The organism is Kitasatospora nipponensis (assembly GCF_039528135.1).
Taxonomy (GTDB): Bacteria; Actinomycetota; Actinomycetes; order Streptomycetales; family Streptomycetaceae; genus Kitasatospora; species Kitasatospora nipponensis.
In genome coordinates this window covers 1-23,792 of record NZ_BAAALF010000036.1, presented here as the reverse complement: position 1 = coordinate 23,792, position 23,792 = coordinate 1, and the positions used below count along the sequence as shown (strand labels likewise).

At 72.0% G+C, this 23,792-nt stretch carries 22 protein-coding genes; 15 read left to right on the top strand and 7 right to left on the bottom strand.

The genetic code is table 11. From position 1 onward, the window contains the following. The first annotated feature begins 10 nt into the window (after positions 1-10). The 6 genes from ABD323_RS13215 (at position 11) to ABD323_RS13190 (ending at position 6,920) form a co-directional block, all read left to right on the top strand. Positions 11-1,411: a class I adenylate-forming enzyme family protein gene (locus ABD323_RS13215; RefSeq protein WP_344441632.1), complete on the top strand. Its 1,401-nt coding sequence runs from the start codon at positions 11-13 to the stop codon at positions 1,409-1,411. 73 nt (positions 1,412-1,484) lie between these two features. Next, entirely contained in the window at positions 1,485-2,477 is a 993-nt protein-coding gene (locus tag ABD323_RS13210) for a DMT family transporter (protein WP_344441630.1), read from the top strand. Positions 2,478-2,522: 45 nt separating this feature from the next. Further along, positions 2,523-3,533, top strand: a complete 1,011-nt coding sequence (locus ABD323_RS13205; RefSeq protein WP_344441629.1) for an ornithine cyclodeaminase family protein — start codon at positions 2,523-2,525, stop codon at positions 3,531-3,533. Beyond that, on the top strand, positions 3,530-4,708 hold the full coding sequence (locus ABD323_RS13200) for an NAD(P)/FAD-dependent oxidoreductase (RefSeq protein ID WP_344441628.1): 1,179 nt from the start codon (positions 3,530-3,532) through the stop codon (positions 4,706-4,708). The genes ABD323_RS13205 and ABD323_RS13200 overlap by 4 nt, the downstream gene beginning before the upstream one ends. Positions 4,709-4,878: 170 nt before the next feature. Continuing rightward, entirely contained in the window at positions 4,879-5,613 is a 735-nt protein-coding gene (locus ABD323_RS13195) for a hypothetical protein (RefSeq protein ID WP_344441627.1), read from the top strand. A gap of 233 nt (positions 5,614-5,846) precedes the next feature. Next, positions 5,847-6,920, top strand: coding sequence for a hypothetical protein (locus ABD323_RS13190; protein WP_344441626.1), 1,074 nt, complete (start codon positions 5,847-5,849; stop codon positions 6,918-6,920). Positions 6,921-7,107: 187 nt separating this feature from the next. Here the strand turns inward: ABD323_RS13190 and ABD323_RS13185 are convergent, their stop codons facing one another. Together ABD323_RS13185 and ABD323_RS13180 are read right to left on the bottom strand one after the other, a co-directional pair. Next, positions 7,108-8,100 carry a S41 family peptidase gene (locus ABD323_RS13185; protein ID WP_344441625.1) on the bottom strand — a complete coding sequence of 331 codons (993 nt, stop codon included), beginning with the start codon at positions 8,098-8,100 and terminating at the stop codon, positions 7,108-7,110. Between the two features lie 211 nt (positions 8,101-8,311). After that, on the bottom strand, positions 8,312-10,216 hold the full coding sequence (locus tag ABD323_RS13180) for a putative Ig domain-containing protein (RefSeq protein ID WP_344441624.1): 1,905 nt from the start codon (positions 10,214-10,216) through the stop codon (positions 8,312-8,314). 401 nt (positions 10,217-10,617) lie between these two features. Here ABD323_RS13180 and ABD323_RS13175 point away from each other — a divergent pair, with 401 nt between their 5' ends. After that, positions 10,618-11,145, top strand: coding sequence for a GNAT family N-acetyltransferase (locus ABD323_RS13175; RefSeq protein WP_344441623.1), 528 nt, complete (start codon positions 10,618-10,620; stop codon positions 11,143-11,145). A 65-nt stretch (positions 11,146-11,210) separates the two neighbouring features. Here the strand turns inward: ABD323_RS13175 and ABD323_RS13170 are convergent, their stop codons facing one another. Then, positions 11,211-11,432 carry a hypothetical protein gene (locus ABD323_RS13170; protein WP_344441622.1) on the bottom strand — a complete coding sequence of 74 codons (222 nt, stop codon included), beginning with the start codon at positions 11,430-11,432 and terminating at the stop codon, positions 11,211-11,213. A gap of 84 nt (positions 11,433-11,516) precedes the next feature. Between ABD323_RS13170 and tsaA the strand changes: the two genes are divergently transcribed. From tsaA to ABD323_RS13155, 3 genes are all read left to right on the top strand, one after another. Continuing rightward, positions 11,517-11,930, top strand: coding sequence for a tRNA (N6-threonylcarbamoyladenosine(37)-N6)-methyltransferase TrmO (gene tsaA / locus ABD323_RS13165; RefSeq protein ID WP_344441621.1), 414 nt, complete (start codon positions 11,517-11,519; stop codon positions 11,928-11,930). A 116-nt stretch (positions 11,931-12,046) separates the two neighbouring features. Next, on the top strand, positions 12,047-13,294 hold the full coding sequence (locus ABD323_RS13160; protein ID WP_425555977.1) for a sensor histidine kinase: 1,248 nt from the start codon (positions 12,047-12,049) through the stop codon (positions 13,292-13,294). Then, positions 13,282-13,932, top strand: a complete 651-nt coding sequence (locus ABD323_RS13155) for a response regulator (RefSeq protein ID WP_344441620.1) — start codon at positions 13,282-13,284, stop codon at positions 13,930-13,932. Before ABD323_RS13160 ends, ABD323_RS13155 begins: the two co-directional genes overlap by 13 nt. A gap of 207 nt (positions 13,933-14,139) precedes the next feature. On the opposite strand, the gene ABD323_RS13150 is transcribed toward ABD323_RS13155, so the two are convergent. After that, positions 14,140-15,336, bottom strand: a complete 1,197-nt coding sequence (locus ABD323_RS13150) for a hypothetical protein (protein ID WP_344441619.1) — start codon at positions 15,334-15,336, stop codon at positions 14,140-14,142. 499 nt (positions 15,337-15,835) lie between these two features. After that, positions 15,836-16,342, bottom strand: coding sequence for an anthrone oxygenase family protein (locus tag ABD323_RS13145; protein ID WP_344441618.1), 507 nt, complete (start codon positions 16,340-16,342; stop codon positions 15,836-15,838). A gap of 178 nt (positions 16,343-16,520) precedes the next feature. Between ABD323_RS13145 and ABD323_RS13140 the strand changes: the two genes are divergently transcribed. From ABD323_RS13140 to ABD323_RS13130, 3 genes are all read left to right on the top strand, one after another. Further along, entirely contained in the window at positions 16,521-17,480 is a 960-nt protein-coding gene (locus ABD323_RS13140; RefSeq protein WP_344441617.1) for an AraC family transcriptional regulator, read from the top strand. A 102-nt stretch (positions 17,481-17,582) separates the two neighbouring features. Then, positions 17,583-18,869, top strand: coding sequence for a hypothetical protein (locus tag ABD323_RS13135; RefSeq protein ID WP_344441616.1), 1,287 nt, complete (start codon positions 17,583-17,585; stop codon positions 18,867-18,869). Positions 18,870-19,219: 350 nt separating this feature from the next. Continuing rightward, positions 19,220-19,372: a hypothetical protein gene (locus ABD323_RS13130; RefSeq protein WP_344441615.1), complete on the top strand. Its 153-nt coding sequence runs from the start codon at positions 19,220-19,222 to the stop codon at positions 19,370-19,372. A gap of 122 nt (positions 19,373-19,494) precedes the next feature. On the opposite strand, the gene ABD323_RS13125 is transcribed toward ABD323_RS13130, so the two are convergent. Then, positions 19,495-20,076 (bottom strand): alpha/beta fold hydrolase, encoded by a 582-nt coding sequence (locus tag ABD323_RS13125; RefSeq protein WP_344441614.1) that lies wholly within the window; start codon positions 20,074-20,076, stop codon positions 19,495-19,497. Between the two features lie 75 nt (positions 20,077-20,151). On the opposite strand from ABD323_RS13125, the gene ABD323_RS13120 reads away from it, so the two are divergent. Next, complete coding sequence (locus ABD323_RS13120; protein ID WP_344441613.1) at positions 20,152-20,799, top strand: TetR/AcrR family transcriptional regulator; 648 nt, start codon at positions 20,152-20,154, stop codon at positions 20,797-20,799. A 258-nt stretch (positions 20,800-21,057) separates the two neighbouring features. On the opposite strand, the gene ABD323_RS13115 is transcribed toward ABD323_RS13120, so the two are convergent. Next, the gene (locus ABD323_RS13115) at positions 21,058-23,397 is read right to left on the bottom strand and encodes a helix-turn-helix domain-containing protein (protein WP_344441612.1); all 2,340 of its coding nucleotides are present in this window, start codon (positions 23,395-23,397) and stop codon (positions 21,058-21,060) included. Positions 23,398-23,547: 150 nt separating this feature from the next. Between ABD323_RS13115 and ABD323_RS13110 the strand changes: the two genes are divergently transcribed. Beyond that, complete coding sequence (locus tag ABD323_RS13110; protein ID WP_344441611.1) at positions 23,548-23,790, top strand: hypothetical protein; 243 nt, start codon at positions 23,548-23,550, stop codon at positions 23,788-23,790. Positions 23,791-23,792 lie beyond the last annotated feature (2 nt).

The following is a 23,792-nucleotide window of genomic DNA, read 5'->3' as shown; positions in this document are numbered from 1 at the left end:
GACACCACGGATGTCTGCCACGGATGACCTCCTGTTAGAACACCGGCGGGTCGCCGAGTTCCTGGACCGCTCCTGTGAGCCCGGCGCGGCGGACGGCCCCAAGCCGTCGCTGGACGACACCCTGGCCGCGCTGGCCGCGCTGGGTCTGCCGCCCGGCAGCGCCGTGCTGCTGGCGCTCTCCAACTGCCTGCCCATGCTGCGCCTCTACCTGTCCGCCCTGCTCCTGGGGCTCGTGCCGCTCGCCGTCGCCCCGGCGACCCCCTCGGCGCGCATCCGCAGGCTGGCCCGGCAGTTGGACGTCTCCGCGCTGATCGCCGCCCGGCCCGACCCGCAGCGCTACGGCGTCCCGCGCGCCCACCCGGTCCCGGGCGGCGCGGCCGTCCTGCTGAACGAGGCCAGCGGCCCGCCCCCGTACCGGGCAGGGGACGTGCTGATGTCGACCTCCGGGACGTCCGGGGCCGCCAGCGCCTGCCTGCACCGGGCCTCGTCCCTGCTGCGCAACGCGCAGCGGCATGCCGGGGCCGTGGGGATGCACGCGGGCGACACCGTCCTCGTCAACCTGCCGCTGTACTACTCGTACGCGATGGTCGCGCAGGTGCTGGCCGCGTACGGGTGCGGTGCCAGGGTGGTGGTGTCCGGGCCGCCCTTCTCCCCGGCCGGGTACCTCAAACAGATCGCGGACCACGGGGTGACCCACTCCTCCATCACGCCGACGATCGTCCGCCGGCTCCTCGAGGAACCCACGGGGGTGCCGTCGGGCGTCCGGGCCCTCACCGTCGGCGGTGACCACGTACCGCCGCAGCAGGTGGCCCGGCTGCTGGCGGGCCGTCCGGACGGCGAGCTCTACCTCACCTACGGGCTGACCGAGGCCGGGCCGCGGGTGTCCACCCTCGCCGCACACGCGGAACCCCCGCACCGGTACGCCTCCGTGGGGCTGCCGTTGCCCGGGGTCCGGGTCTGGCTGCGCGAGCCGTCCGGCGACGAGGACACCGGTGAACTCATGGTCGCCAGCGACACGGCGCTCGTGCGCAAGATCTCCGACACACCGGGAGCCGGACGGACGCTGGCCGCCCCGGGGGTCGTCGCGACCGGTGACGTCTTCCGCATCGAGGACGGCTACCTCTACTTCCGGGGCCGGCTGTCGGACTTCGTGATGATCAGGGGCGAGAAGGTCTCCCTCGGCTCCGTCCGCCAGACCGCGTTGACCCTGCCCGGCGTGGTGCGCTGCGCGACGAAGGTGGGCACGGGGGACGACGGAGAGTCCTTCCTGGAGGTGGAGTTGGAGGTGGCCGATGCGCGGCCCGACGCGGCCCAGAGCATGCGGCGGACCCTCAACTCCCTCCTCCTGCCCTCGGAGCGCCCCCGTACCGTCACGGTGACCGAGGCTGATCAGGAGGGCTTCCACAAGTGACCGCGCCGTCCATCCCCCGTGCCGCCGCGGCGGGACCGCCCGGATGCCCGTCCCTCGCAGAAGGAGGTCACGAATGCTGAAGGGCTACCTGCTCATCGGGCTCTCCGCGACCGGCTTCGGGCTCATGCCCGTCTTCGCCACGTTCGCCTACCGCGACGGGCTGACCCTCCCCACGCTGCTCTTCCTGCGCTTCGCCCTCGCGGCGGCGGTCTTCCTCCCGTACGCGATCCGCCACGCGCGCCGCACCGGCCCCCCGAAGCGGGCGGACCTCCTGCGGCTGGTCGTGCTGGGCGGGGTCCTGTACACAGCGCAGTCAGCGCTCTACTTCTCGTCCGTCAAGCACATCTCGCCCGCGCTGGCCGCCCTGTTGCTGTACGTGTACCCGGCCCTGGTGGCCACCGTCTCCGCCGTCGTCGGCCGGGACCGGCCCTCGCTGGCCATCATCGGCTCGATCCTGGCGTCCTTCGCGGGCGTGTCCCTCGTGCTCGGCCGCATCGGGGCGGACCTGAACATCGTCGGCGTCCTACAGGTGCTCGGCGCCGCCGGGGTCTACACCGTCTACATCCTGTACGGCGACCGGGTGAGCGGCCGCGTGCACCCCGTGGTGATGACGGCCTGCGTCTCGGCGGCCGCGGCGGTCTCCTTCCTGCTGTACGGGGCGGCCACCGGCGACCTGCGGCTCGACTTCGCGTTCCGGGGCTGGCTCTGGGTACTCGCCCTGGCCCTGGTCTCCACGGTCGTGGCGATCCTCTGCTTCTTCCTCGGGATGACCCTGATCGGTCCCACGCGCGCGTCGATCGGCAGCATGCTGGAGCCCGTGGTGAGCATCGTCGCCAGCGCGGTGCTGCTGAGCAGCGGGCTGACGTGGCTGCAACTCCTGGGGGCCGCCCTGGTCCTGACCGGTGCCACCGCCGGCGTCCTGTCCCGCCGTCCCCCGTCCCCGGACGCGCGGCCCGCGCCGCCGCCGCGGCTCCCGCGGGACCACGGCACACCCCCGCCACCGCAGCCCTCCCGGGACCACGACGCCGCACCATCACGGTCCGGGCAGCCGCCCCCGCGCCGCTGACCGGCCGCCGTTCGTCCCTCCCCCGAGCCGAACCAGGAGACCCCCATGCCCACCCGTCCGCTCTTCTGTTCGGCCGAGGAGGTCGCGACGCTGCTGCGCATGGACGAGGCCATCGCCTCCCAGCGCCGCGCGTTCACCGCCCTCGCCCACGGCACGGCCGACCTGCCGCCGAAGGTCATGCATCCGAGCCGCTTCGACGACAGCGTGATGTTCTGCTACGTGTCCCGCCTGTCCGCGGACACCGGCGCGGTCGCCAAGTTCGGCAGCGTCCACCCCGCCAACCGCGCCCACGGCCTGCCCAGCGTGAACGCGGTCGTCGTCGTTCTCGACCCCGTGACCGGGGCCGTGGTCGCGGTGCTGGACGGCACCGCGCTGACGACCCTGCGCACCGCCGCGGCGAGTGCGGTGGCCGTCGACGCGCTCGCGCTTCCGGGCGCGGACGAGTTGGGGCTGCTCGGCTCGGGCACCCAGGCGCTGGCCCACGCCCGTGCCGTCGCACGGGTGCGGCCGCTGCGTGCGGTGCGCGTCTGGAGTCCCACCGAGAAGCACCGCGTCCTGGCCGCCGAGCGCATCGCCGACGAACTCGGGGTGCGGGCCGACGCGGTGGACAGCGCGCAGGAGGCGGTGAACGGCGTGCCCGTGGTCGCCACCTGCACCCTCAGCCGTGAACCGGTCCTGCGCGGGCGGTGGCTGTCGCCGGGCGCCACGGTGGTGGGCGTCGGCTCGTTCGAACCCGACCGGCACGAGGTGGACGCGCAGGCCCTGCGACGGGCCGCCGCAGTCGTCGTGGACGATCCGCAGACCGCCGCCGCACACGCGGGTCCCGTGGTGGCCGCGATCGGCGGCGGCGACCTCGTGCCCGGTGACCTCGTGCCCCTCGGGCAGGTACTGACCGGGCAACGGACGGCGCGCTCCGGCGAGCAGGACATCGTCCTGTACTTCAGCGTGGGCCTCGGCCTCCAGGACGCGGCGGCGGCCTGGGCCGTCGTCGACGCGGCCAGGGCCGCGGACGAGCGAGCGGCGGCCGTGGACGGACGACCGGCGGCCGCGCGATGAGCGGGCGCGCGGCCCGGCCGGCCGGGGTCCTGCCGGGACGGGCGTCGGTCGTCATCATCGGAGGCGGCGTGATGGGCACCAGCATCGCCTACCACCTCGCCCGTGCCGGTGTGCGCGACGTGGTGCTCGTCGAGCGGGACCAACTGGCCAGCGGCTCCACGTCCAAGGCCGCGGGCGGAGTCCGGGCGCAGTTCTCCGACGTCCTGAACATCCAGCTCGGCGCCCGGAGCCTGGAGGCCTTCGGCCGCTTCGGCGAGGAACCGGGGCACGACATCGGACTGCGCCGGGTGGGGTACCTCTTCCTCCTGTCGACACCCGAGCAGGTCGCCTCGTTCGAGGCCGGTGTGCGGTTGCAGAACACTCTGGGCGTGCCCAGCCGCATGCTCGACGCGGCCGAGGCGCAGCGGCTGTCCCCCCTGATCAGCACCGAGGGGCTGCTGGCCGCGGCCTTCTCCCCCGACGACGGGCACTGCACCCCCGAGGCGGTGGTGCAGGGCTACGCCGACGCCGCACGCCGCCACGGTGCGGTGATCGTCCGGCGCTGCGCGGTCACCGGCATCGAGACGAAGGGCTCGGACATCACCGCGGTCCTCACCTCCCGGGGCAGGATCGCCACGTCCGACGTCATCTGCACGGCCGGTGCCTGGTCGGCCGAGGTCGGCGCCATGGCGGGCGTGGAACTGCCCGTGCAGCCGCTGCGCCGTCAGATCGCCGTCACCGGGGCGGTGCCGGGGATGTCGTCCGACGTGCCCATGACGATCGACTTCGACAGCAGCTTCTACTTCCACGGGGAGGGCCCCGGCGTCCTACTGGGCATGTCCGACCCCGAGGAGACGCCGGGCTTCCGCACGACCGTCTCGGACGCTTGGCTGCCCCGGCTGCACGCCGCGATCAGCCGGCGTGCCCCCGCCCTGCTGGAGGCGCCCGTCACCGGCGGCTGGGCCGGACTGTACGAGACCACCCCCGACCACAACGCGCTGATCGGCGAGGCCTGCGGACCCACGCGCTTCCTGTACGCCACCGGGTTCTCCGGGCACGGCTTCCTCCAGGCGCCCGCGGTGGGCGAGGTGATCCGTGACCTGTACCTCGGCCGCGAGCCCTTCGTCGACGTGTCCCCGCTGCGGGCCGAGCGTTTCGCCCTTCAGGAGGCCCGCCCGGAAGCCAATCTCGTCTGAGCGGAACCCGGAATGTCCGGCTTCGCGGGGTTTCGGCCGGCCCGCTGCGAGGCGGGGGGCGACGGCGGCTGGAAGCAGGCGCCCACGGCGGCGGCGACGGGATCGGCCCCGGCTCACGCAGCGCGTCGAGGGGAGCCTGCGGCCACGGGCGCGCGTGTTGTACTGGGCGCATGGGGGTTGACGACGGGCGGATGCGGTTGCGGGTGACGAGCCACCGGGTTGCCGCTGCAGGATCCGGGCTTGGCCGGGTCCTGAGCGCCGGTCCCATGCTCCGCAGTACGTTCGTCCACCCGCCCACCCACCAAGTCGGGTATCTGAAGGCCAGCCGCGCCGATCTTCTTCGACTCGGCGCTCTCTTCCGCGTCGCCGCGGCGAGCCCGCACAGCGCGATCTACGTCCCGGTCCCGTCGGGTGCCCATCCGATGGCCGCCGCCAGCGGCGACACCCGTCCGATGCCCCTGCTCCTGGCCCGTGAGGACACGGGACTACGGCCTTCCGACTGGCCGGATCTGCGGCACAGGATGCGCCGCGCCTCGGTGCCGTTGAGGGTGACCGCCCCAGCGGCACGAACTCCCGACCGTCCCGACGACGTCCGCCGCCGAGCCGATCGCCACCCCGCACGCTTCGCCGAGTACGCCGCGACGATCGTCATCACCGCCCGTGCCGAACTTCTCTTCTGGATCGGCGACTGGCTCACCGCCGCCGGCGACCGCGTCGCCCAGGACCCCCACGTCCATCAGCACGGCGAGAGCTTCCTCGGCGACATGGTGGGCTTCTTCGACCCCGGGGGCTCGAACGACCCCATGCACGCGTTCTGCGTCGTCGCCATCGAACCGATCTTCCACCAGGCCCGCTGGCGGAAGATGTCGCCGGCGGCCGCGGCACGCAATCGGGCGCCGGGCTGACCGACTCCCAGCCCGTCCGCACCGCCGACCAGGGCCTGGCCGGCCCTCTTCGGTGGGCTGGAGACCCTTCGACCCCGTCCGGCCCGGGCCGTGCCTGCGTGATCACGTGCGCACCGGCGCCGACAGTCCATGGCGCACTGGTTCGTACACGCCGACGACCCGACCGTCGGCCTCCCCCGCTGCACCCCCAGGGACCACCACCGCAAGTCAGACGCCGACCTGGGGTGCAGACTGTGGGCAGAGCACTCGTCGCGAGCCCGATCGATCAGGTAGGGGTATCGATGAATGGCCGTGGACGCTCCCCGGTGGGATTCGTTGCGACCGCGTGGTTGCTGGCAACAGTCACACTTGTCGGCTGCGGGACACATGGCAGGGCTGCGGCCAACTGGAAGCCACCGTTCCTTCCGATCACGTTCTCCATCGATACCGACGGATCAATATCGGTTCAGGCCAGTGCCGAGGTCGTCACACCGGTGGGGTTCTTCAGTGTCGAGGGAGATGCCTCGCGGGCTCTGCATCCACCGAACGGCAGCACTTTCGTCATACTTCGCCACAAGGTTCAAGGCAGTCTTGTTGACGACGTATACCGCATCAAAAGCGATCAGGAAATGATTGCCGAAATCGACGGCAGAACCACTATCAGGATCAACTCGCACGATCTGTTCATCGACGCGTCGGGCGGAACGATCCACAAACTGACCATCAGCGCGGAAGAGGCGAAGCAGCAGTCATCCCCGACGCCTCCCCCGACGACCGGACCACTGACCGATCACCTTACCCGTGCAGAGCACCGCGCTGGCTGGGTCGAGTCGAACGCGTGCCGTTTCGGCAGTGACGGCTACCATGTCGGCCCGGATCCGGTGTACTCGTGGGCCGACTGCAAGAACGATGCCATCACCGTCGGGGACGGCGAGATATCCGTCACCGCGCGCCTGGTCCATGCGCAACCTCCGGACACCGCCGAGGAAGGGTTCGGACTGACCATTCTCCGCAACGGCGTGAATGTGTCCTTCAATATCACCAGAGACGGCACGTGGTGGGATGCGTCCTTCGCGGATCCGGTTGGTTCCGATCCCGTGCACAATTCCGCAATCCACGCGGGCGTGGGCGCTCGCAACAGGCTGACGCTCCGTGTGACCGGTTACCTGTTCACCTTCCTCGTCAACGGCGTGCAGGTCGGGCAGGTGGACGAGAAGGAGTCCCTGCAAGAGTCCGGTGGATCTGCCGCGGGAACCGTGGAACTCGTAGCCCACCACGACCAGGAAGTAGTGTTCAGTGACCTTTCCCGCACTGACCGGGCTGGCTAGCGGGTGGGCGCCGGAACCTTCCGAGCCCGGCCGGGGTGAGGCCGGCGACGTCCCCGCCGTCGCCTGGCCCCGACTCGGCACCTCACGTTCGAAGGTGTCCCCGGTGCGCCGTCCCGCCGCGACCGTCCGGGCGCGGAGGTCGATCGCCGCCTTGTCCACCGCGGCCGGTCGCGCGCGACGGCGGCTCTCAGATGGGCTCGCCGTCGTGGCCGGCCTCGGTTCCGCCGGCGAGCAGGCGGCGGGCTTCGGCGGCGGAGTGGGTGTCACCACCGCGGCGCGCGACCTCGGCCAGGGCTTCCCGGTGGGCCACCGCGAGAGCCTCGGCGGGGTCGGTCTCGATGTCGGGGGTGATGCCGGTGCCCTCCCAGTTGGTGCCGGAGACCGGGTTGATCGACCGGGAGACCGGGATGGTGGCCTCCAGGTGCGGGTGCACGGTGAAGCCCTGGCGCGGATTGGCGCCGCCGCCGCTGCGCTCGCCGACCACCACCGCGCGGCCCTGCTGCTGCAGGTCGTAGGCCATCGCCTCGGCGCCGGAGAAGGTGGCCTTGCTGGTCAACACGTAGAGCGGCTTGGCACCGCCGAAACGCGGACCGGGCACGTGCGCGGGGCTCCACAGCTGGCGGTACTCGCCGTCCTGACGGTCGTAGAGGGTGGTCAGGTGGGTGGGCTCGTCCAGCAGGTAGGCGCTGATGTGCGCAACCGCCTCCGGGTGGCCCCCCACGCACTCCCGCAGGTCGAGGATCAGTGCCTCGGCCCGGGCGACGAGGTTGAAGCCGGCGGTCGTCGGCTCCGCGCCCATGGCCAACGGGAAGATGATCGGTGCGAGCTTGAGCCGGGCCACCCCGCCGCCGAGCCGTTCGACCAGCGGAACGCCGCCCAGGGAGAGGTCGGCCTCCCGGTCCAGCTCGGCCAGCACCGCGCCGTCCTCGGTGTCCGGCACGGCGACCCGGTGGAACTTCAACCGCAGGTGGCGATCCTGGTTGACCGACTGGAGGTCCTCGGTGACCAGGCGGCCCAGGGCCTCGGGATCGGCGGCCTGCTGGTAGCGCCCCTCGGCCAGACGGTCGGCCAGCAGGGTGGCGAGCGCCTCGCCGACCTCGGGAAAGACGTACTGCTCGCGGGTCAGGCGGGCCGTCTCGGTGACGATCCCGGTGATTTCGGCAGTCTGAAGCGGCGTCATGACGAATGCTCTCCCCGTGGTGCGACGATCACGCAAATGCGGAGAGCGTAGAGCACTCGTCGGGCCCTCGTCGCAGGTGGGTGCGGAGGTCGCGACAGCGGATCGGCCCGGGGCCGGGACGTCGCGCCCGGACGCTCGATGGCAACGCGTGCGTGCGCGGCCCGGCCACGAGACGTGCTCTCGCGGCCGGGCAGCGGGCGTACCCGCAGGGTCAGGAGACGTTGAGCGCGGTGTCGTCGATGACGAAGCTGGTCTGGCTGGAGGAGTCCTCGGCGCCGGTGAACTTCAGCGTGATGGTCTTGCCCACGAACTGGGCCAGGTTGACCGAACGCTGGGTGTAGCCGGCGCCGGCGTTCACGTTGGAGTAGGTCGACAGCGTGGTGGTGGTGCCGCCGTTGATCGCCTGGAGCTTCAGGGTGTCGTAGGCGGTGGTACCGGTCTCGGCGGTGTCGATGTGCAGCCAGTACGTGAAGGCGGCGTTGGCGCAGCCCGCCGGGATGGTCACCGTCTGGGCGAGGGTGTCGGTGTGGGCGCTGCCGTAGCCGTCCAGCCAGGCCTTCCAGCTGCCCGCGTGGGCCGGCTCGCTGCCGGAGTTGTCGATCACGCCGCTGCTCGCGGTCCACGGGGAGGCGCTGCCGGTCTCGAAGCCGGGGTTGCCGAGCAGTTGGGCCGCCGTGCAGCCGGTGCTCGCCGGGTTGACCGTCCAGCCGAAGGACGCGCTGCCGAAGGCGCCGGTGCTGTCGGTGGCGGTCACCGTGACCGAGAAGGTTCCGGCCGTCGTGGGCGTTCCGGAGATCAGGCCGGTCGCCGAGTTGACCGACAGACCCGCCGGAAGACCGCTCGCCGCGTAGGTCAGCGTCTGACCCGAGGCCGAGTCCGTCGCGTTGACCTGCAGCGAGGAGGCGGTGCCCACCGTGCCGGTCTGGCTGCCCGGGTTCGTCACCGTGACGACGTTCGACGCGACCGGGTTGACGGTCCAGCCGAAGGAGGCGCTGCCGAAGACGCCGGTGCTGTCGGTGGCGGTCACCGTGACCGAGGAGGTGCCCGCGGTGGTCGGGGTGCCGGAGACCAGACCGGTGGCGGAGTTGATCGACAGACCGGCCGGAAGGCCCGTCGCCGAGTAGCTCAGGGTGCCGGTGGCGGTGTCCGTCGCGTTGACCTGCAGCGAGGCGGCGGTGCCGACCGTGCCGGTCTGGCTGCCCGGGTTGGTGACCGTGACACTGCCGGTGGTGCCGGTGTTCCAGGCGTCGGTGATCGAGGTGGCGCTGGCCGCTGCACCGGCGTACGGCAGGCCGTACATGTCCTCGATGGTCCGCAGCACGCCGAAGTGGTCGACGTGCTCGGAGTAGGTGCCGGTCTTCACGGGCTGGCCGTCGAAGATGGTGGCGATCTGGTTGTTCCCCGCGCTGTCGTCCTCGTCGAAGGTGGTGATCAGGACGCTGTTGTGCGCCTTGGCCCACTGGACGTAACTGTCGAGGTGCGCCTTGAGCCAGGTGTCACCGGTGGCGGTGGAGCAGTCGTGCATGTCGTTGCAGAGGTTCGGCACGACCCAGGAGACCGTGGGGAGCTTGGTGAAGTCGGTGGGGAACGCCGAGAAGGGCTGGTTGTCGGCGGCCGGCACATTGCTGAAGTTCACCCACGGGTTGTGCTTGCGGGCGTAACCGCTGGTGCCGGCGGTGCAGACCGTGGAGCCGGCGGACGGGAGGTTCTCCGAGTACCCGGTGAAGGTGAGGCCCTTGGCGATCAGCTGGGCGCCCTCGTTCGCCGTGCTGAAGGTGTGCGGACAGGAGTCGTCCGTCACGCCCTGGTTGGAGCCGGAGAACAGGTCGAGGTAGTTCGGCTCACTGGGGTGCTCGATCGCGAAGGCGTTGGTGAAGAGCGCCCCGGAGCTGGCGAGTTGGTTGAAGTACGGCGCATTCGAGTTGCCGATGATGGAGCCCTCGGCGGTGTTCTCGAAGATGACCACCACGACGTGGTCGGGTTGCGGCACGGACGCTGTGGTGGCTGCCACGGCCACGGCGGGCCGGGCGGTCGCCGGGCCGGCCGCGAGCCCGGTCAGGGCGGTCAGACCGGCCAGGAGTCCCAGGGTGGCCAAGGCCGAGGTCAAGCGTTTCACACGCACAGGTCGTCTCCTCGTTCGGGGAACAGGGGTGCTGGGTCGGGGTGGCCATACTTCAGCCGTTGAGCATGTTCAGACAAGAGACGGCTCCTGACTTTGCCATGAATTTCCCTCCTCGGACCGCGAGTTGGATCATGCCCGGCCCCGCCGGCGCAGCGGTGGCAGCACGCCGGACCCGTCAGCGACCCTGTTCGCGTGACCCCGCGACCCCCGGGGCCCGGTCCTCTCCCAGAGGGCGTCAAGCAGCCGGTGCGGCCCGGAGGTTGCCCTTCGGGAGGCGCGGAAATGCCCTGCTCGCGACTCGAGGGCTGTGGCACGATGCCGCAATGATCTCCACACCGCCTCCGCCTCCGCCTCCCGTTGTTCCCCGTGGTCGGCTGTCCGAGCAGGAGCAACCGGTGCTCGGCCTGCGCAGCGGTCTGGTGCTGCGGCCCTGGGCTCCGGCCGATGCCGGGGTTCTGGTGGCCGCCGGCCAGGATCCGTCGATCCGACAGTGGAACATGCTGGCCGTGGACGGTCCGGACGACGCGCACCGGCGGATCGCGCGCATGCGCGAGCGATGGCAGGACGAGTCGGGCGCGATCTGGGCCATCGCGCGCCCGGAGGGCGGCGAAGCGGTCGGGCTGATCGGGTGGCGCCAGATCAGCCTCGTGGAGGGCAACGCAGAACTCCTCTACTGGCTGCTTCCGTCCGCGCGGGGAGCGGGCGTCGTGGTCGAGGCCGTCAGGAGGCTGAGCGAGTGGGGACTCGAGGAGCTCGGTCTGCACCGGATGTCGCTGTGCCACTCGGTGGCGAATCCGGCGTCCTGTCGGGTGGCCGAGAAGGCCGGCTACCTGCTCGAGGGCACCATGCGCAGCGCGGTGCTGCATGCTGACGGCTGGCACGACCTGCACCTGCACGCATTCGTCCAAGGCGATCCCCGGTGACCCGTTTCTCGCTGTCGAGACATGTGGCGGCTTCTGGGCCGACCTCTGCGGCGACCGCCTGGTCCTCATCGGTGCCGGCCCGGCCTTCCGTCGCGCCATCGGCTCCGCGCCTCCCGCCTGCCTCCTGAAAGGCGGGCCGACTCGACGTCCGCGAAGCCCGGGGCGTTCACCCGTCCGGCCTCCTGCGGGGTCATCGCGTGCGGGCTCGGGCCGCCGTCGAAGGTCGGCGCCACGGTCATCGGCCCGGCCCGCAGGTACTCCTGCGCCACGCCGTCGGCGGCGGCCACCCGCGGCCGGAACGCCGGCCCCCGCAGGGGCGGCCCGGGGTCGGTGGAGATACTGGACGGACTGATGCTGGGAAGGTGGCGGGCATGGACGGGACGTACCGGGCGCGGGCGATCGGGCGGGTCGAGTCGGTGCTGCGGGAGCGCGGTGCCGCGCCCCGGCAGGGCGACGAAGGGGGGCCGGACGCGTGGCTGGCCTTCGACCCCGCGGTGGAGCGCGGGCTGCGCGAGCTGGTGGTCGGTCAGCAGCTGTTACTGCTGACCTGGCTGGACCGCGCCGACCGCACGGTGCTCGCGGTGCACCCGCGCGGCGCGGCCGGGCGGCCCGAGACCGGGGTGTTCGCCACCCGCTCCCCCGACCGCCCCAACCCGATCGGCCTGCACCGGGTCACCCTGCTCGCGGTGGAGGGGACGCGGCTCAAGGTCAGCGACCTGGAGGCGCTGGACGGCACCCCGATCCTGGACGTGAAGCCGGTGCTCGGCGGCCCGGACGAGCGGTAGCCCCTGCCCAGGCCCTGAGGTGACGGTAGGTCAACTCCGCGGTGGTACTGGTTTCACCATCGGACCGGGTCCTGGGCGCATGGCACGCACTGGTCGTGGTGCTCTAGGTTCGAGCCGTGATGATTCCTCCCGGGCTGCGGCGCCCGGTCCTTCGGGCACGGCGGGACGCCGGCTTCCTGGCCGCCGGTGTCCTGCCGCACCTGGCGCTGATACCGGTGTGGAGCTGGGGCGTGGCGATGACTGCCGAGACCAGGAACGGGCCGTTCGCGCTGCCCACCTCGGTCGCCGTGATCCTGTTCGGTGTGCCGGTGCTGACGGCCGTTCAGCGGGCCCGGCACCGGGCGTTGCTCGGCGTGTTCCTCCCCCGGCCCACGCGCGCGCCGCAGCGGCGGTGGCCGTGGGCGGCGGCCGCCCGTTGGCTCCGCGCGCCGCGCAGCTGGGCGCAGCTCGGCTACCACCTCCTGCTGGGCCCGGTCCTGGCGGTGTCGGAGCTGCTGGTGCTCACGGCGCTGCCCGTGGGCCTGGCGGGCGCCACCTGCTCCGCCTGGGCGTGGGAGCTGCCGGTGAAGGTGCGCGAGGAGTGGTTCGGCGACACGACGCAACTGCCGTGCTACACGCTGGGCGGACTCGTCCTGCTCTGCGCCGTACCGTGGGCGGCGGGGGCGGCGGCCCGCGGCGAGTCGCGTGCGGCGATGGCGCTGCTCGGGCCCAGCCCGTCCCAGCAACTGCGTGAGCGGGTAGATGAGTTGGACCAGAGCCGCACCGGCCTGATCGAAGCCGTCGACGCCGAGCGTCGCCGCATCGAGCGCGATCTGCACGACGGCACCCAGCAGCGGTTGGTCTCGCTCGCGGTCAACCTGGGCCTGGCGATGGCCACCCAGCCCGACCTGCCGGCCGGAGCCCGCGAGGCGCTCGCCGGCGCACATCTGGAGGCCAAGCGGGCGATCGAGGAACTCAACGACCTGGTACGGGGCTTGCATCCGGCCGTGCTCGAAGACCGGGGCCTGGACGCGGCGTTGTCCGGACTGGCCGCCCGGGCGCCCCTGCCGGTGCGCCTGCGGGTCGATCTGACGGAGCGGGCGGCGCCCGCCGTGGAGTCGGTCGCGTACTTCGTGGTCTCGGAGGCGCTGACCAACGTGACCAAGCACGCCCGCGCGACGCGTGCCGAAGTGACCGTCCGGCGGGTCGGTAAGGTGCTGCGGGTGAACATCACCGACGACGGGCTGGGCGGGGCCGACGCCCGCGCCGGCACGGGACTGAGCGGGCTGGCCAAGCGGGTCGGCTCCATCGACGGCACCCTGCAGGTCAGCAGTCCCGTCGGCGGACCGACCACGGTGACGGCGGAGTTGCCGTGCGAGCGGTGATCGCCGAGGACTCGCTGCTGTTGCGGGTCGGCCTGGTCAAGGTGCTGGAGATGGGCGGGTTCCAGGTCGCCACCGAAGTCGGGGACGGCGCGGCACTGTTGGCGGCGGTGGCGGAGCACCGGCCCGAACTCGCGCTGGTCGACGTCCGGATGCCGCCGGGCTTCACCGACGAGGGGGTGCGCGCCGCGGTGGAGATCCGTCGGCGCTGGCCGGGGACAGCGGTGGTGCTGCTGTCGCAGTACGTGGAGGAGCGGTACGCGGCCGAGCTGCTCTCCAGCAACACCGGCGGCGTCGGCTACCTGCTCAAGCAACGCGTCGCCGACGTGGCGGAGTTCGTGGCGGCGGTGCGGCGGGTGGCCGAAGGCGGCACGGCACTGGATCCGCAGGTCGTCTCCCAACTCCTGCTGCGCCGCGACCTGGACCCACTGGAGCGGCTCACCCCGCGCGAACGCGACGTCCTCGGCGTCATGGCCGAGGGCCGATCCAACGCCGGCATCGCGCAGGCACTGGCGATCAGCGAGAGCGCGGTGGCCAAGCACATCAACAACATCTTCGCCAAACTCGACCTCCCCACCGCCGATGCGGACCACCGCCGCGTCCTCGCGGTGCTGAGGTTCCTGGCGGCGTCAGGAACCTGACCGGCCGTCCCCGGGGCCTGACCGGGGACGGATGGACGCCCTGCTGACCGCGGAGGGCGTCGACCGGCCGGCTGTTGCCCCGGACAGAGCCATCGGTGGAGGTCAGGTGGACGGCGGTCGTGCCGTCCTGGGCGAGGATCGCGGCCGTGTTGCCGACGTCGGAGCCCGTGCCCGGGCGGTGCCCGGGCAGGGCGGGCCGACCGGGGCTCACTCCTTGACGGGCAGTGAGAAGGGCACCTTCACCGTGATGGAGTCGGCGAACCAGTGGGCACCGCCGGGGGTCTGCGGAGCACCGCAGACCGTCTGCAGGTACCTCATCTGGTCACCCAGTCCGAGCAGGTGGTCACCTTCCGGGAATCCGTAACTGTCCTGGACCACGTAGGTGATCGAGCCGACGTAGTTCCCGTCCACGACACTGCCGCTGCCGGTCACGGTCAGCCCCTGGGTTCCCCGGAATCCGAAGAGGAGCTCCAGCGGGTAGTACAACGCGACCCGGGTCAGCGTGTCCCGGTCGAGCTGGACCGTGTTCTTTCCGTTGTCGAGCTGCTTCTTGACCTCGGCCTGGACGGATTTGTCGAGGCTCTTGAAATCGCCGTTCGACAGCAGGTCATTGGCGACCGGCGATCCGTTCGGAAAGTCGATCGGAGTCCCCGTCCCGTCCAGGAAATGGTTCAGCAGTGCGGCGGAGGCCGGCATCCCCCGGTTCGCGAACGACGTCGCCGTCGCGCGCCCGTTCTGCTGCGCCCGCCGGAGGAAGTACGGGTCGCAGACGGCACCGCGCGGGCTCTGGTCGTGGGTGAACTGACTCTGGTTGCCCTGCTCGGCCGTCCTCACCGGGAGCGCGCCCGCCACGGTGAACATCAGCGGCCCCTTGCGAGCGGTGAGCTTGGCCGAGGCCAGCGCCCCCTCCAGGGCGAAGTACGCCGACGCCCCGGGCGCGAGCCCGTGGGCGAAGTCCACCTCCGCGGAGTCCGGCAGCGCCGGGCTCGTCACGAACGAGGTACCCGGCCCCTCGTAGCCCGTCGGGCCGTACGGGCAGCCCGCGGATCCCGCCCAACTGCCGTAGGCACCACTGCAGATGCCATCCCCGTCGAACCCGGACAGACCGGAGCCGGGGCCCGTCACGGTGACCGCGGTGACGGGTTTGCGCGAGTTGTTGACGATGCCGACCAGCGTGTCGTCGCTGCCGTCGTACGGTCCGACGGCTCCGTCGGCCTGCACGCCGACCGTCCCGTCGGGGTTGACCACGAGCAGGATCTGACAGCTCGGCGCGGCGCCGACCGCCGGGCACTGCCGGTACGGTGCGCCCGGCGGCGCCGCCGCCTCCGCCGCCCCCAGCGGGCCCCACCCGGCCATCAGTGTCGATATGGCGAGCACGATTCCGACCCGTCGCTTGACTGCCACGATGATCGCCCTGCCTTCTGTCGTGTCGCGCGGCGGCGCGCCCCCATGAGTGCACCTGATGCCGCTCCGGCCGCACGCCAGTCAAACAGGCCGGGCGAGCGGCTGTCCGGCGAATCACCATATTGCCGAGGCGTCAATTGTCGGCGAGCGGCTATCGGCGATCGCCTTTCCGGTGGAAATCGACATGCTCGCGCCAGTCGAATTCTGTCCCATGACAATATCTCGGCGGTGCGGGTGATCCGGATGAGCGATCACGCCGACGACGGTGCGGACGGCCATTTCCGCGGCGCGGAGCTCGAACGGGCTTGCGAGGCGGAGTCCGGTACGGGTGTGGCCCGGTCTGCCGGCGGTGGGTCACGACGAGGGCGCCGTACGGGCCCGGGGTGGCGGTGAGGGCAACGGCCGCGGTGGAACCGGCGATCGCCGGGGCGGCCTGGGCGACAGTCGCCCGATCGCGCGCTCGCGCCGTCACGACCGCCGTCCCGGGGTCCGCCCCCGCCTACGCCCGGCCCGCACTGCGGGCGGCCCGCATCGCCCAGGCGAGGCAGACCAGCGACGCGGTGGTCACCAGGGTGCGGGCGACGTTCCAGCGCACCCAGGTCGCCTCGAACCGCGCGCGAACGGCGGCGAGGTCGTGGATCGTGCCCGGGGAGCCGGCTGCCGCCAACTGATGGTTGAGCGGCACGCTGAGACCCATCGTGATCAGCAGAGAGATCACGTAGAGCACGACTCCGGCGGTGATCCACCCGAGGGCGGGGCGGCCCTCACCGTGCCGGTGCTGGAACGCGGCGACCAGGCCGAGGACCAGGGCGCCGCCGAAGGCCAGGCCGAACCAGCCGTTCTGGATCGCCACGTTGATGCGCTGCATCGCCTCGACGAACGTGTGGTCGTCCGACTGCCCGAGCCCTGGCATCACCGCGACGCAGAACGCGAAGTAGATCCCGGCCGTCAAGCCGGTGAGGACCGTCGCGGCGAGCAGGACGATGCCGCGGATGTCGCTGTTCATGGATGCTCCCCGGGCGTTTCGCGGTTGGGCCGTCCTCTGATGGCGCGTGTGCGGGTAGGGGAAGGTGGTGGTTCGGGGATCCGGTGTCATGCCTGTCAGTACAGCCGCACGGTCCGGTGCCGGGCCATCGGCGAAAAGCTCATCGCCATACGCGATCGTCCAGACCTAGGCTGAGCGCATGGATCCACTGGCGACCCTGTTGGACGGCCCTCGCGCCCGCGGCGCCTTCCTGCTGCGCTCGATCCTCAGCCCGCCCTGGTCGCTGCGGATCGCCGACCGTGCGCCCTTGACCCTGATGTACCTGGTCAGCGGCGGGGCCTGGGTGGTGCCCGACGCCGAACCGGCCGTGCGCATGCGGCCCGGCGACATCGCGGTGGTCCGCGGCCCGGAGCCGTACACCGTCGCCGACGACCCCGCCACCGCACCCCGCATCGTCATCCGGCCCGGCCAGGTCTCCACCGGCCCGGACGGTGAACTCTGCGACGAGATGGACCTCGGCGTGCGCACCTGGGGCGACGACCCCCAGGGCTCCGCCGTACTCATCAGCGGCACCTACCAGATGGGCGGCGAGGTCAGCCGCCGCCTGCTGACCGCCCTGCCGCACGTCCTGCACCTGCCGGGGGAGGCCTGGCACAGCTCACTGCCCGCACTGCTGTCCGAGGAGGTCGTCCGCGACCTGCCGGGCCAGGACATCGTCCTGGACCGCCTCCTGGACCTGCTGCTCATCGCGGTGCTGCGGGCCTGGCTCTCCCGGCCGGAGGCCGGCGCGCCCGGCTGGTACGCCGCCCGGAGCGACCCGGTCGTCGGGCCGGCCCTGAACCTCCTGCACGACAACCCGGCCCACCCCTGGACGGTGGCCTCGCTCGCCGCGCAGAGCGGGGTCTCCCGCGCGGCGCTCGGCCGCCGCTTCACCGAAGTCGTCGGCGAGCCGCCCATGTCCTACCTGACCGGCTGGCGGCTGGCCCTGGCGGCCGACCTTCTGCGCGAACCGGACGCCACCGTCGCGGCGGTGGCCCGCAAGGTCGGGTACAGCACCCCGTTCGCTTTCAGTACGGCGTTCAAGCGCGTGCGGGGAGTCAGCCCGCAGCGGCACCGCGAGGGCGCCCCGGCGGCCGGCGGTGTGGCCGCCACGAGGTAGACCGTTCCCCGGGAGTCATCCGCAGGGTAGGCAGGTGTCGCCCGCCACCCTACGGTGGTCCTCATGGGGACGGACTCGGCACGAGAAGCTCCATCGGCGCGCATGGTCTTCGTGCCAGAGGGCCCTCTGGCCTACTTCTGGGAGCGCATGCAAACAGGACTGACGCTCGTTCTCGTCCTCGGAGTGCTGACACTCGCGCCGGTGGGGATGCTGGGACTCATCGGCCTGAAGGCTTTCACGATCGGCGCGTTGATCGACGTCTGCGTACTCTTCGCCCTCGGCCTCACGGTCGGCCTGGTCGTCGTCTGGGGGCGTCGCAACGATGTCCGGTGGGTCGAGTTCCCCCCGGTGGACTGGCCCACCGAGCTGAAGGTCGTCCGGATGGTCGGAAGCAGCCGCATACCCGTCGAGGACCTGCTGACGGCCAGCGTCATCGATCACATCGACGGGCTGTACGAGGAGGGCTCTCCGCAGCCCGAGGTCTCCATCGGCGTGGAGGTCCAACTCGGCACCGCGCGAGGCCTGGTGCAGTCCCCGTACCTCCTGAGGACCACCCTCAAGGCGGCGGGCGAGGAGTTGGACGAGCTGCTGCCGCTCGGTGTCATCGCCCGGAGGGAGACCCAGCACCGTCGCAACTTCCCCCTCATGCAAGCGGAGTACAAGTCCTGGTGGTGTACCGAACAGGTTGCCGAGGCGTGGGGCGTTCCACCCGATGACGCCCGCATACTCCTGGAACGTCTGCGAGTCGGCTATGCCCGGTCCGCGGGGATCCTCCGTGGCTCAGGCCCGACGGCGTACGACCCCGACGAGGTGAGGATGGTCGCGGCGCAGATCGCCGACGGCACGGTCGCCCGCTATGCGGTCGCGGTTCTGTTGGAACAGCTGGCACGAGTCGGCATGCCCGGCGAGCGCGTCGCGCTCCCCGAAGCGGGTGACGACGGTTCGCCGGAGATCTTCGATTTCGGCCCTCTGGTACGCGACGTGATCAATTCGGGCGCCCGCTACGGTCTGGCGTGCGCGCTGGCACGGGCACCCGCCGACCCGCCTGGCTCCCGACAGTTGTTCTTCGACAGTTCCCTGGTCAGCGTCTTGGGCGACGAGGGACTCACGGCCCGCTGCCGGGCGTTGCACCGGCTTCTGCTGGCCTGGGGTCGCACGCAGGACACGAGCAGGCTCCCGGCCGAAGTCGAGAGCCACCTCGACCACGTCCGCCACCTGCTGTGCTGTGCGGCCCGCCGTGAGGAGCTGCCACCACACGTCCCGCCGCCGGCCTCCGGGCACTGGACCGCTCCGCCGGGCATGCCTTCGGCCGACGAGCTTGCCGCCCGCGTCGAGCAGGCCCTGGCCGACCGTCCGACCGTCCGCCTGAGCAGGCACGTCACCGCGTGAAGCACCCACGCTGCGGCAGGGTGCAGCGGACCGTCGCGGCCAAGCGAGCCGACGCCCCGTCAGGGCCGCCCCGGTTTCGCGGTTTCAGCCTGCCGGCACCGGCCGCCACTGTCCCCTTGGTGACGACCCACACCGTTTGAGTCATTTGGGCTATTCAGGCGACTTGTCGCTCATATCCAAGTCGGCAGAGGTGAAGCCCCTTTGATAGAAAGGCAAAATCGTGAGTACTAGCCAGAAATGCAAGGCACTCAGCCCAAGATGGTGTAGGATCGTAAGCACAGGACGGCCCAGAAGACCGACATCGAGGTGATGTCGACGGGTCGGCCGCACACCTCCAGGGGGAGACCGCCATGACGTACCAGCTCGACACCGCACGAGCCATGATCGACGCGCGACTGCGCGACGCCGAGCAGCACCGCGTCGCCCGCGCCCTGCGCCTCAGGGACCGGGCCGAGCGCACCGGCCGGCAGGCGCGGCGCGCGCTGACCAGCCTGAGCGCATGATCACCCGGCCGGGAACGGGCCGTCACCGATGACTCGGTGACGGTCCGTTCGCTTTTCCGCCCCCCACGCGATGTCGTGCGGCGCCTGGCAGCGCCGCGTAGCGCTGTGCACCCGACGCGGCGTCAGGCCGCGAGCAGTTCGGTGACCAGCCGGACGACCTCGGGGACCTCGACGTGGTCGTCCGGAGTGGCCCCGAAGTGGCCGCCGGCCGGGGTGACCACCGCGGTCGCGCCCAGCCCCTGGACGAACAGACGCACGTGCTCGGTCGGGTCGGGCTGGTTCACCGGGTCGTCCATCGCCTGCAGGATCCGGAAGGCGCGGGCCGAACGGCGGATCCGCGCCCAGTCGAACTCGGTCTCGAAGAACGATGCCAGCGCCTCGTAGCCGACCTCGTGGGCGGAGGCCGCCACCAGCACGACGCCCGCGAACACCCCGTACGACTCGGGATCGTGCTGCTCCAGGAAGCGCAGCACGTTCACCCCGCCGATGCTGTGTCCCACCAGTACGGTCCCTGCGGCCGGACCCGCCGCCAGCGCGGCCTCGCCGTACGCCTTGCGCCACGGCTCCAGCTGCGGAGCCTCGGTCCCCGGTAGCCGGGGCACCGTGACCCGGTGGCCGACGACCGCCAACTGCTCGGTCAGGTACGGGAACCAGACACTGTCGTCGCTCGCACCGTAGCCGTGCGCCAGCACGATCTCGCTCATGATCGATCCACTCCCCTAAATCAAAACGATCCGTCGCGTTTCGATTGACCCTAGCACGCTGCTACGGTGACGCACGTGCCCCACCCGGAAACTCCCCCCACAGAACCGACTCCCGCAGCTCCGACCCCCACCGGACCCCCGCCGGGCCGTCGCACCGGCGGCCGGATCCGCAGCGAGGACGCGCGCAGCGCGGTGCTGGCCGCCGCGATCGAGCTGATCGAGGACCTCGGCTACCAGGGCGTCACCGTCGAGCGGGTCGCCGCCCGGTCCGGTGTCGCCAAGAGCACCATCTACCGCTGGTGGCGGTCGAAGGCGCCGCTGGTCATGGACGCCTACCGGAGCGCCGTCGCGCAGCGCATGCCCGAACCCGACACCGGCTCGGTCGCCGACGACCTGACCGTCTTCGCCACCGCGATGTACCGGGTCACCGCCCACCCGACCCGGGTGCGGACCCTGCGCGGCCTGATGGCCGAGGCCCAGCTCGACCCCGAATTCGCCGAGCAGTTCCGCGCCTGGGTGCAGAGTCGGCGCACCGTCGTGCTCACGGCCCTCGCGCGCGGTGTCCAACGAGGCGAACTGGCGCCCGCCATCGACCTGGAGGCCGCCACCGACCAGTTCTTCGGCCTCTTCTGGTACCGGCTGCTGGTCGAGCACCAGCCCTTGGAGCCAGCCGCGGCCCCCGCGCACGTCCGCCAACTGCTGAACGGGCTGCGGGCCCGGTAGCACCCGGCCGACAGGGCCCGGTCAGCCTCCCGGCACGGGCGCGGGCCGTTCGTGCCGGGCGCCGGCGCGCCCATCCGCCACCCGTACCGGGGTCTCCAGGAAGGCCGGCCGGCAGGGGCCGGCACCGACCGGTCGCGCCGCGGGTCCCAGCCGAGAGGGTCCTCGACCGGGTCGGGGGAGTCCGGCGTCGTCCTCCTGATCATCTTTCTGCCCGTCCACACGGGCGTCGTGCTGCCGGCTGTCCGGTCCCGTCGGGTCCTACGCCGTCCCCGAGAGATCCGCCTCGGTGAAGCGGTCGTCGCGTCGGCGGTGGGCGCGGGCGAGGTGGTGCTGGAGGCGCACGTGGCGGAACTGGTAGACCGCGCCGCAGCGGCGGAGGGCACCACGGTGGTAGGCATCGTCCAGGAACGCGGTGGTGTTCCAGGGCAGCCGACCTGTCAGCGGAAGCCAGAAGCGGACCAGGACCAGCCACTGGCCCCAGGCGGTGAACGCGAACACGTAGGCGACGGCGCCGCCCACGCCGCCGACGGCCCCGACTTCGAACCCGCCCGTCCCCCAGTTCAGCGGGCCGAGGGCGCCCTGCACCGCGCTGACGAGCGCCTGGCCCACTGCGGCGATGGTGATCGTCAGCAGCGGTACCAGGAGCAGGAGTTGCCGGCCCACTTCGGCGCGGTTGGCGGCGAGCAGGGCGGAGGGCGTCGCCGCGGAGCTGGTGTCCAGCGGCGCTTCGAGGGCGGCCAGGAGACCGAAGACGAGGGTCGCCGATGTCGCGAAGACCAGTCCGAAGACGATCAGGTTGACGAGCGTGAACTCGGCCACGTTGGGAGCGGTGAGCGGGAAGCGGTAGACCAGGCTCTTCTCCAGGGTCATGGACACGGCCGTGCCGACCCCCATCACGAACCCGCCGATCAGCACTGCCCCCAGGTGGGCGGCGAACGCCCGGCGTGGTCCGCGGACCACGGACTGGCGCCGGCGCAGGCGCAGGCGCGTGCGGGAGGGCTCGATGCCGGTCCGGCCGCCGGGCCTGATCGTGAGGGCGTGGGCCAGGCCGAAGGCCAGGCCGGCCGCGGGGCCGAGCAGCAGGCCGAGGAGGAGGACCTCCATCGGGGGGAGCGGCATGATCCCGGCGATCAGCCAGGTGGCCGCCGCGATGCAGGCGGCCGTGGTCAGCCCGACCGCGAGCGTGCGGGAGGTGCGGCGCAGGTTGTCGCCGATCTGCCACCAGGCGAGATCGTGCCGGTCCGCTTCGGGGGTGGCCAGGCCGTGGGCGAGGTAGCCGAGCCACCGCCCGGCCTGCTCGGGGGTCCAGGCCCGCCGCGCCCGGCCGGGGCCGGGGGTGGTCCGCTCGGGTGCGCGGGTGCGGTAGAGGGTGGGGACGAAGCCGGCCAGGAGGTGCTCCTCCAGGGAGCGCGTGTCGGGGAACCTCGCGGTGTCCAGGAGCTCGCCCGGATCGCGGCCGGTCGGGTCGGCGTAGAGCACGCGGGCCAGGGCGACCATCAGCGGGGTGCTGAGCGCCTCCGCGATGCGGGCGCCCCCGGGACGGTCCGGGTCCCGGGCGGCCGCGAGGACGGGGTCCCAGCCCTGGCCGTTGCCGCCGCGGGCTGTTCTGGGCAGGTAGCGCGCCAGGTCGTCGGGGGTGATGTCGCCGAGCTCGATGCCTGCGGCCCACGCCAGTGGGGCCCCGGTGGCGCGGACCGCATCAGCGAACTCGCCGCGTCGGCTGGTCAGCACGAGGGCCGAGGAGGTGGTGTTCAGTTCCTCCAGGGCCGCCGCGCGCAGGCCCTCGGCGATCTCGTCGAAGCCGTCGAGGACGGGCAGCACCGCGTCGCTGTGGATCAACGCCTCGGCCAGGGAGCGGGCGCCCCCCGGGGTGCGGCCCGCCAGGTGTGGGTGGTCGCGCAGCAGTTGGCCGACGAGCCAGTCCGGCAGGGAGAGCGCGGTCGGGTCCCAGGCGCCCAGGCTGAAGATGACCGGTATCTGCGAGCAGCCGCCTTCGAGGAGGTCCAGCACGAGGCGGACCGCCAGCATCGACTTGCCGGCTCCCGCCCGGCCGAGGACCACCAGGCGACCGGACGGGATGCGGTGGTGCAGCTGCGCGACGTCCGGCAGATCGCCGGACAGGTCCAGCGGCTCCGCGAACGCGCCCGGCCCCAGCCGCTGGATGTTGTCCCACCGGTCGACCAGGTCCGCGGGCGCCGGACGCCATCGCACCGGGAGCTGGAACGGGTCCCGGACCTGGCGCTGGTCCTCCTCACGCCGCCAGCGACGCCTGATCTCGCGCGCCAGCTCGCCGGCCGCCTCCTCCAGCACCCCGTGGACCTGGAACGGGGACCTGGCCGCGAGCGGCGCGGCCGTGGGTGCGACGGCTTCGCCTTCCGCGGCGGCGGCGGGCAGGGCGGCGGCGGGGCTCAGGGTCTTCGGTGACACCTGGAGCGCGGCGGCGAGCTGGTTGATCGTCGCCAACCGGGTGTCGGGCAGCGTGCCGTTCTCCAGTCGGCGGATGGTGCGCACGCTCACCCCCGAGCGTTCCGCCAGTTGTTCCTGCGTCAGCTTCGCCGCTGTCCGCAGGCCCCGCAGGGCGGCGCCCAGCTCTGTCACGACGGCCCCCTACGCACCGGTAAGTTTTTGGTGCGAAGACTATCGCGCCGACCGGCCATTCATGACCGGTGCTCTGACCTGGTGTCATACCGGCCTGGAAAACGACCATGTGCGCTGTCCGGAACAGAGTGGACAGGCAGAGGGGTCGACGTGAAGTACCGGTACTGGTGCGGGGAATGCGGGTTCAAGACGCCGTGGGCCGGCGAGTCCGAGGGCCGCCTGGCGCAGTTGCGGCACTACGAGCGCTGGCACGGCGGCATCGCACCGGGCGGGCACCGTGAGGTGCGATGCCGGTGGAGCGACCGCGAGCGGGCGTGCCTGGCGGTCGCGTGCGCGGTCGTGCTGCTGGTCGTGCTGGTGGTGTTCATCACCTCGTGGCGGCACCAGCTCTGACG

Coding starts and splice junctions, on each gene's coding strand:
- ABD323_RS13215 (WP_344441632.1), top strand. CDS start 11: ATGTCTGCCACGGATGACCTCCTGTTAGAACACCGGCGGGTCGCCGAG.
- ABD323_RS13210 (WP_344441630.1), top strand. CDS start 1,485: ATGCTGAAGGGCTACCTGCTCATCGGGCTCTCCGCGACCGGCTTCGGG.
- ABD323_RS13205 (WP_344441629.1), top strand. CDS start 2,523: ATGCCCACCCGTCCGCTCTTCTGTTCGGCCGAGGAGGTCGCGACGCTG.
- ABD323_RS13200 (WP_344441628.1), top strand. CDS start 3,530: ATGAGCGGGCGCGCGGCCCGGCCGGCCGGGGTCCTGCCGGGACGGGCG.
- ABD323_RS13195 (WP_344441627.1), top strand. CDS start 4,879: ATGGGGGTTGACGACGGGCGGATGCGGTTGCGGGTGACGAGCCACCGG.
- ABD323_RS13185 (WP_344441625.1), bottom strand. CDS start 8,100: ATGACGCCGCTTCAGACTGCCGAAATCACCGGGATCGTCACCGAGACG.
- tsaA (WP_344441621.1), top strand. CDS start 11,517: ATGGACGGGACGTACCGGGCGCGGGCGATCGGGCGGGTCGAGTCGGTG.
- ABD323_RS13145 (WP_344441618.1), bottom strand. CDS start 16,342: ATGAACAGCGACATCCGCGGCATCGTCCTGCTCGCCGCGACGGTCCTC.
- ABD323_RS13140 (WP_344441617.1), top strand. CDS start 16,521: ATGGATCCACTGGCGACCCTGTTGGACGGCCCTCGCGCCCGCGGCGCC.
- ABD323_RS13135 (WP_344441616.1), top strand. CDS start 17,583: ATGGTCTTCGTGCCAGAGGGCCCTCTGGCCTACTTCTGGGAGCGCATG.
- ABD323_RS13130 (WP_344441615.1), top strand. CDS start 19,220: ATGACGTACCAGCTCGACACCGCACGAGCCATGATCGACGCGCGACTG.
- ABD323_RS13125 (WP_344441614.1), bottom strand. CDS start 20,076: ATGAGCGAGATCGTGCTGGCGCACGGCTACGGTGCGAGCGACGACAGT.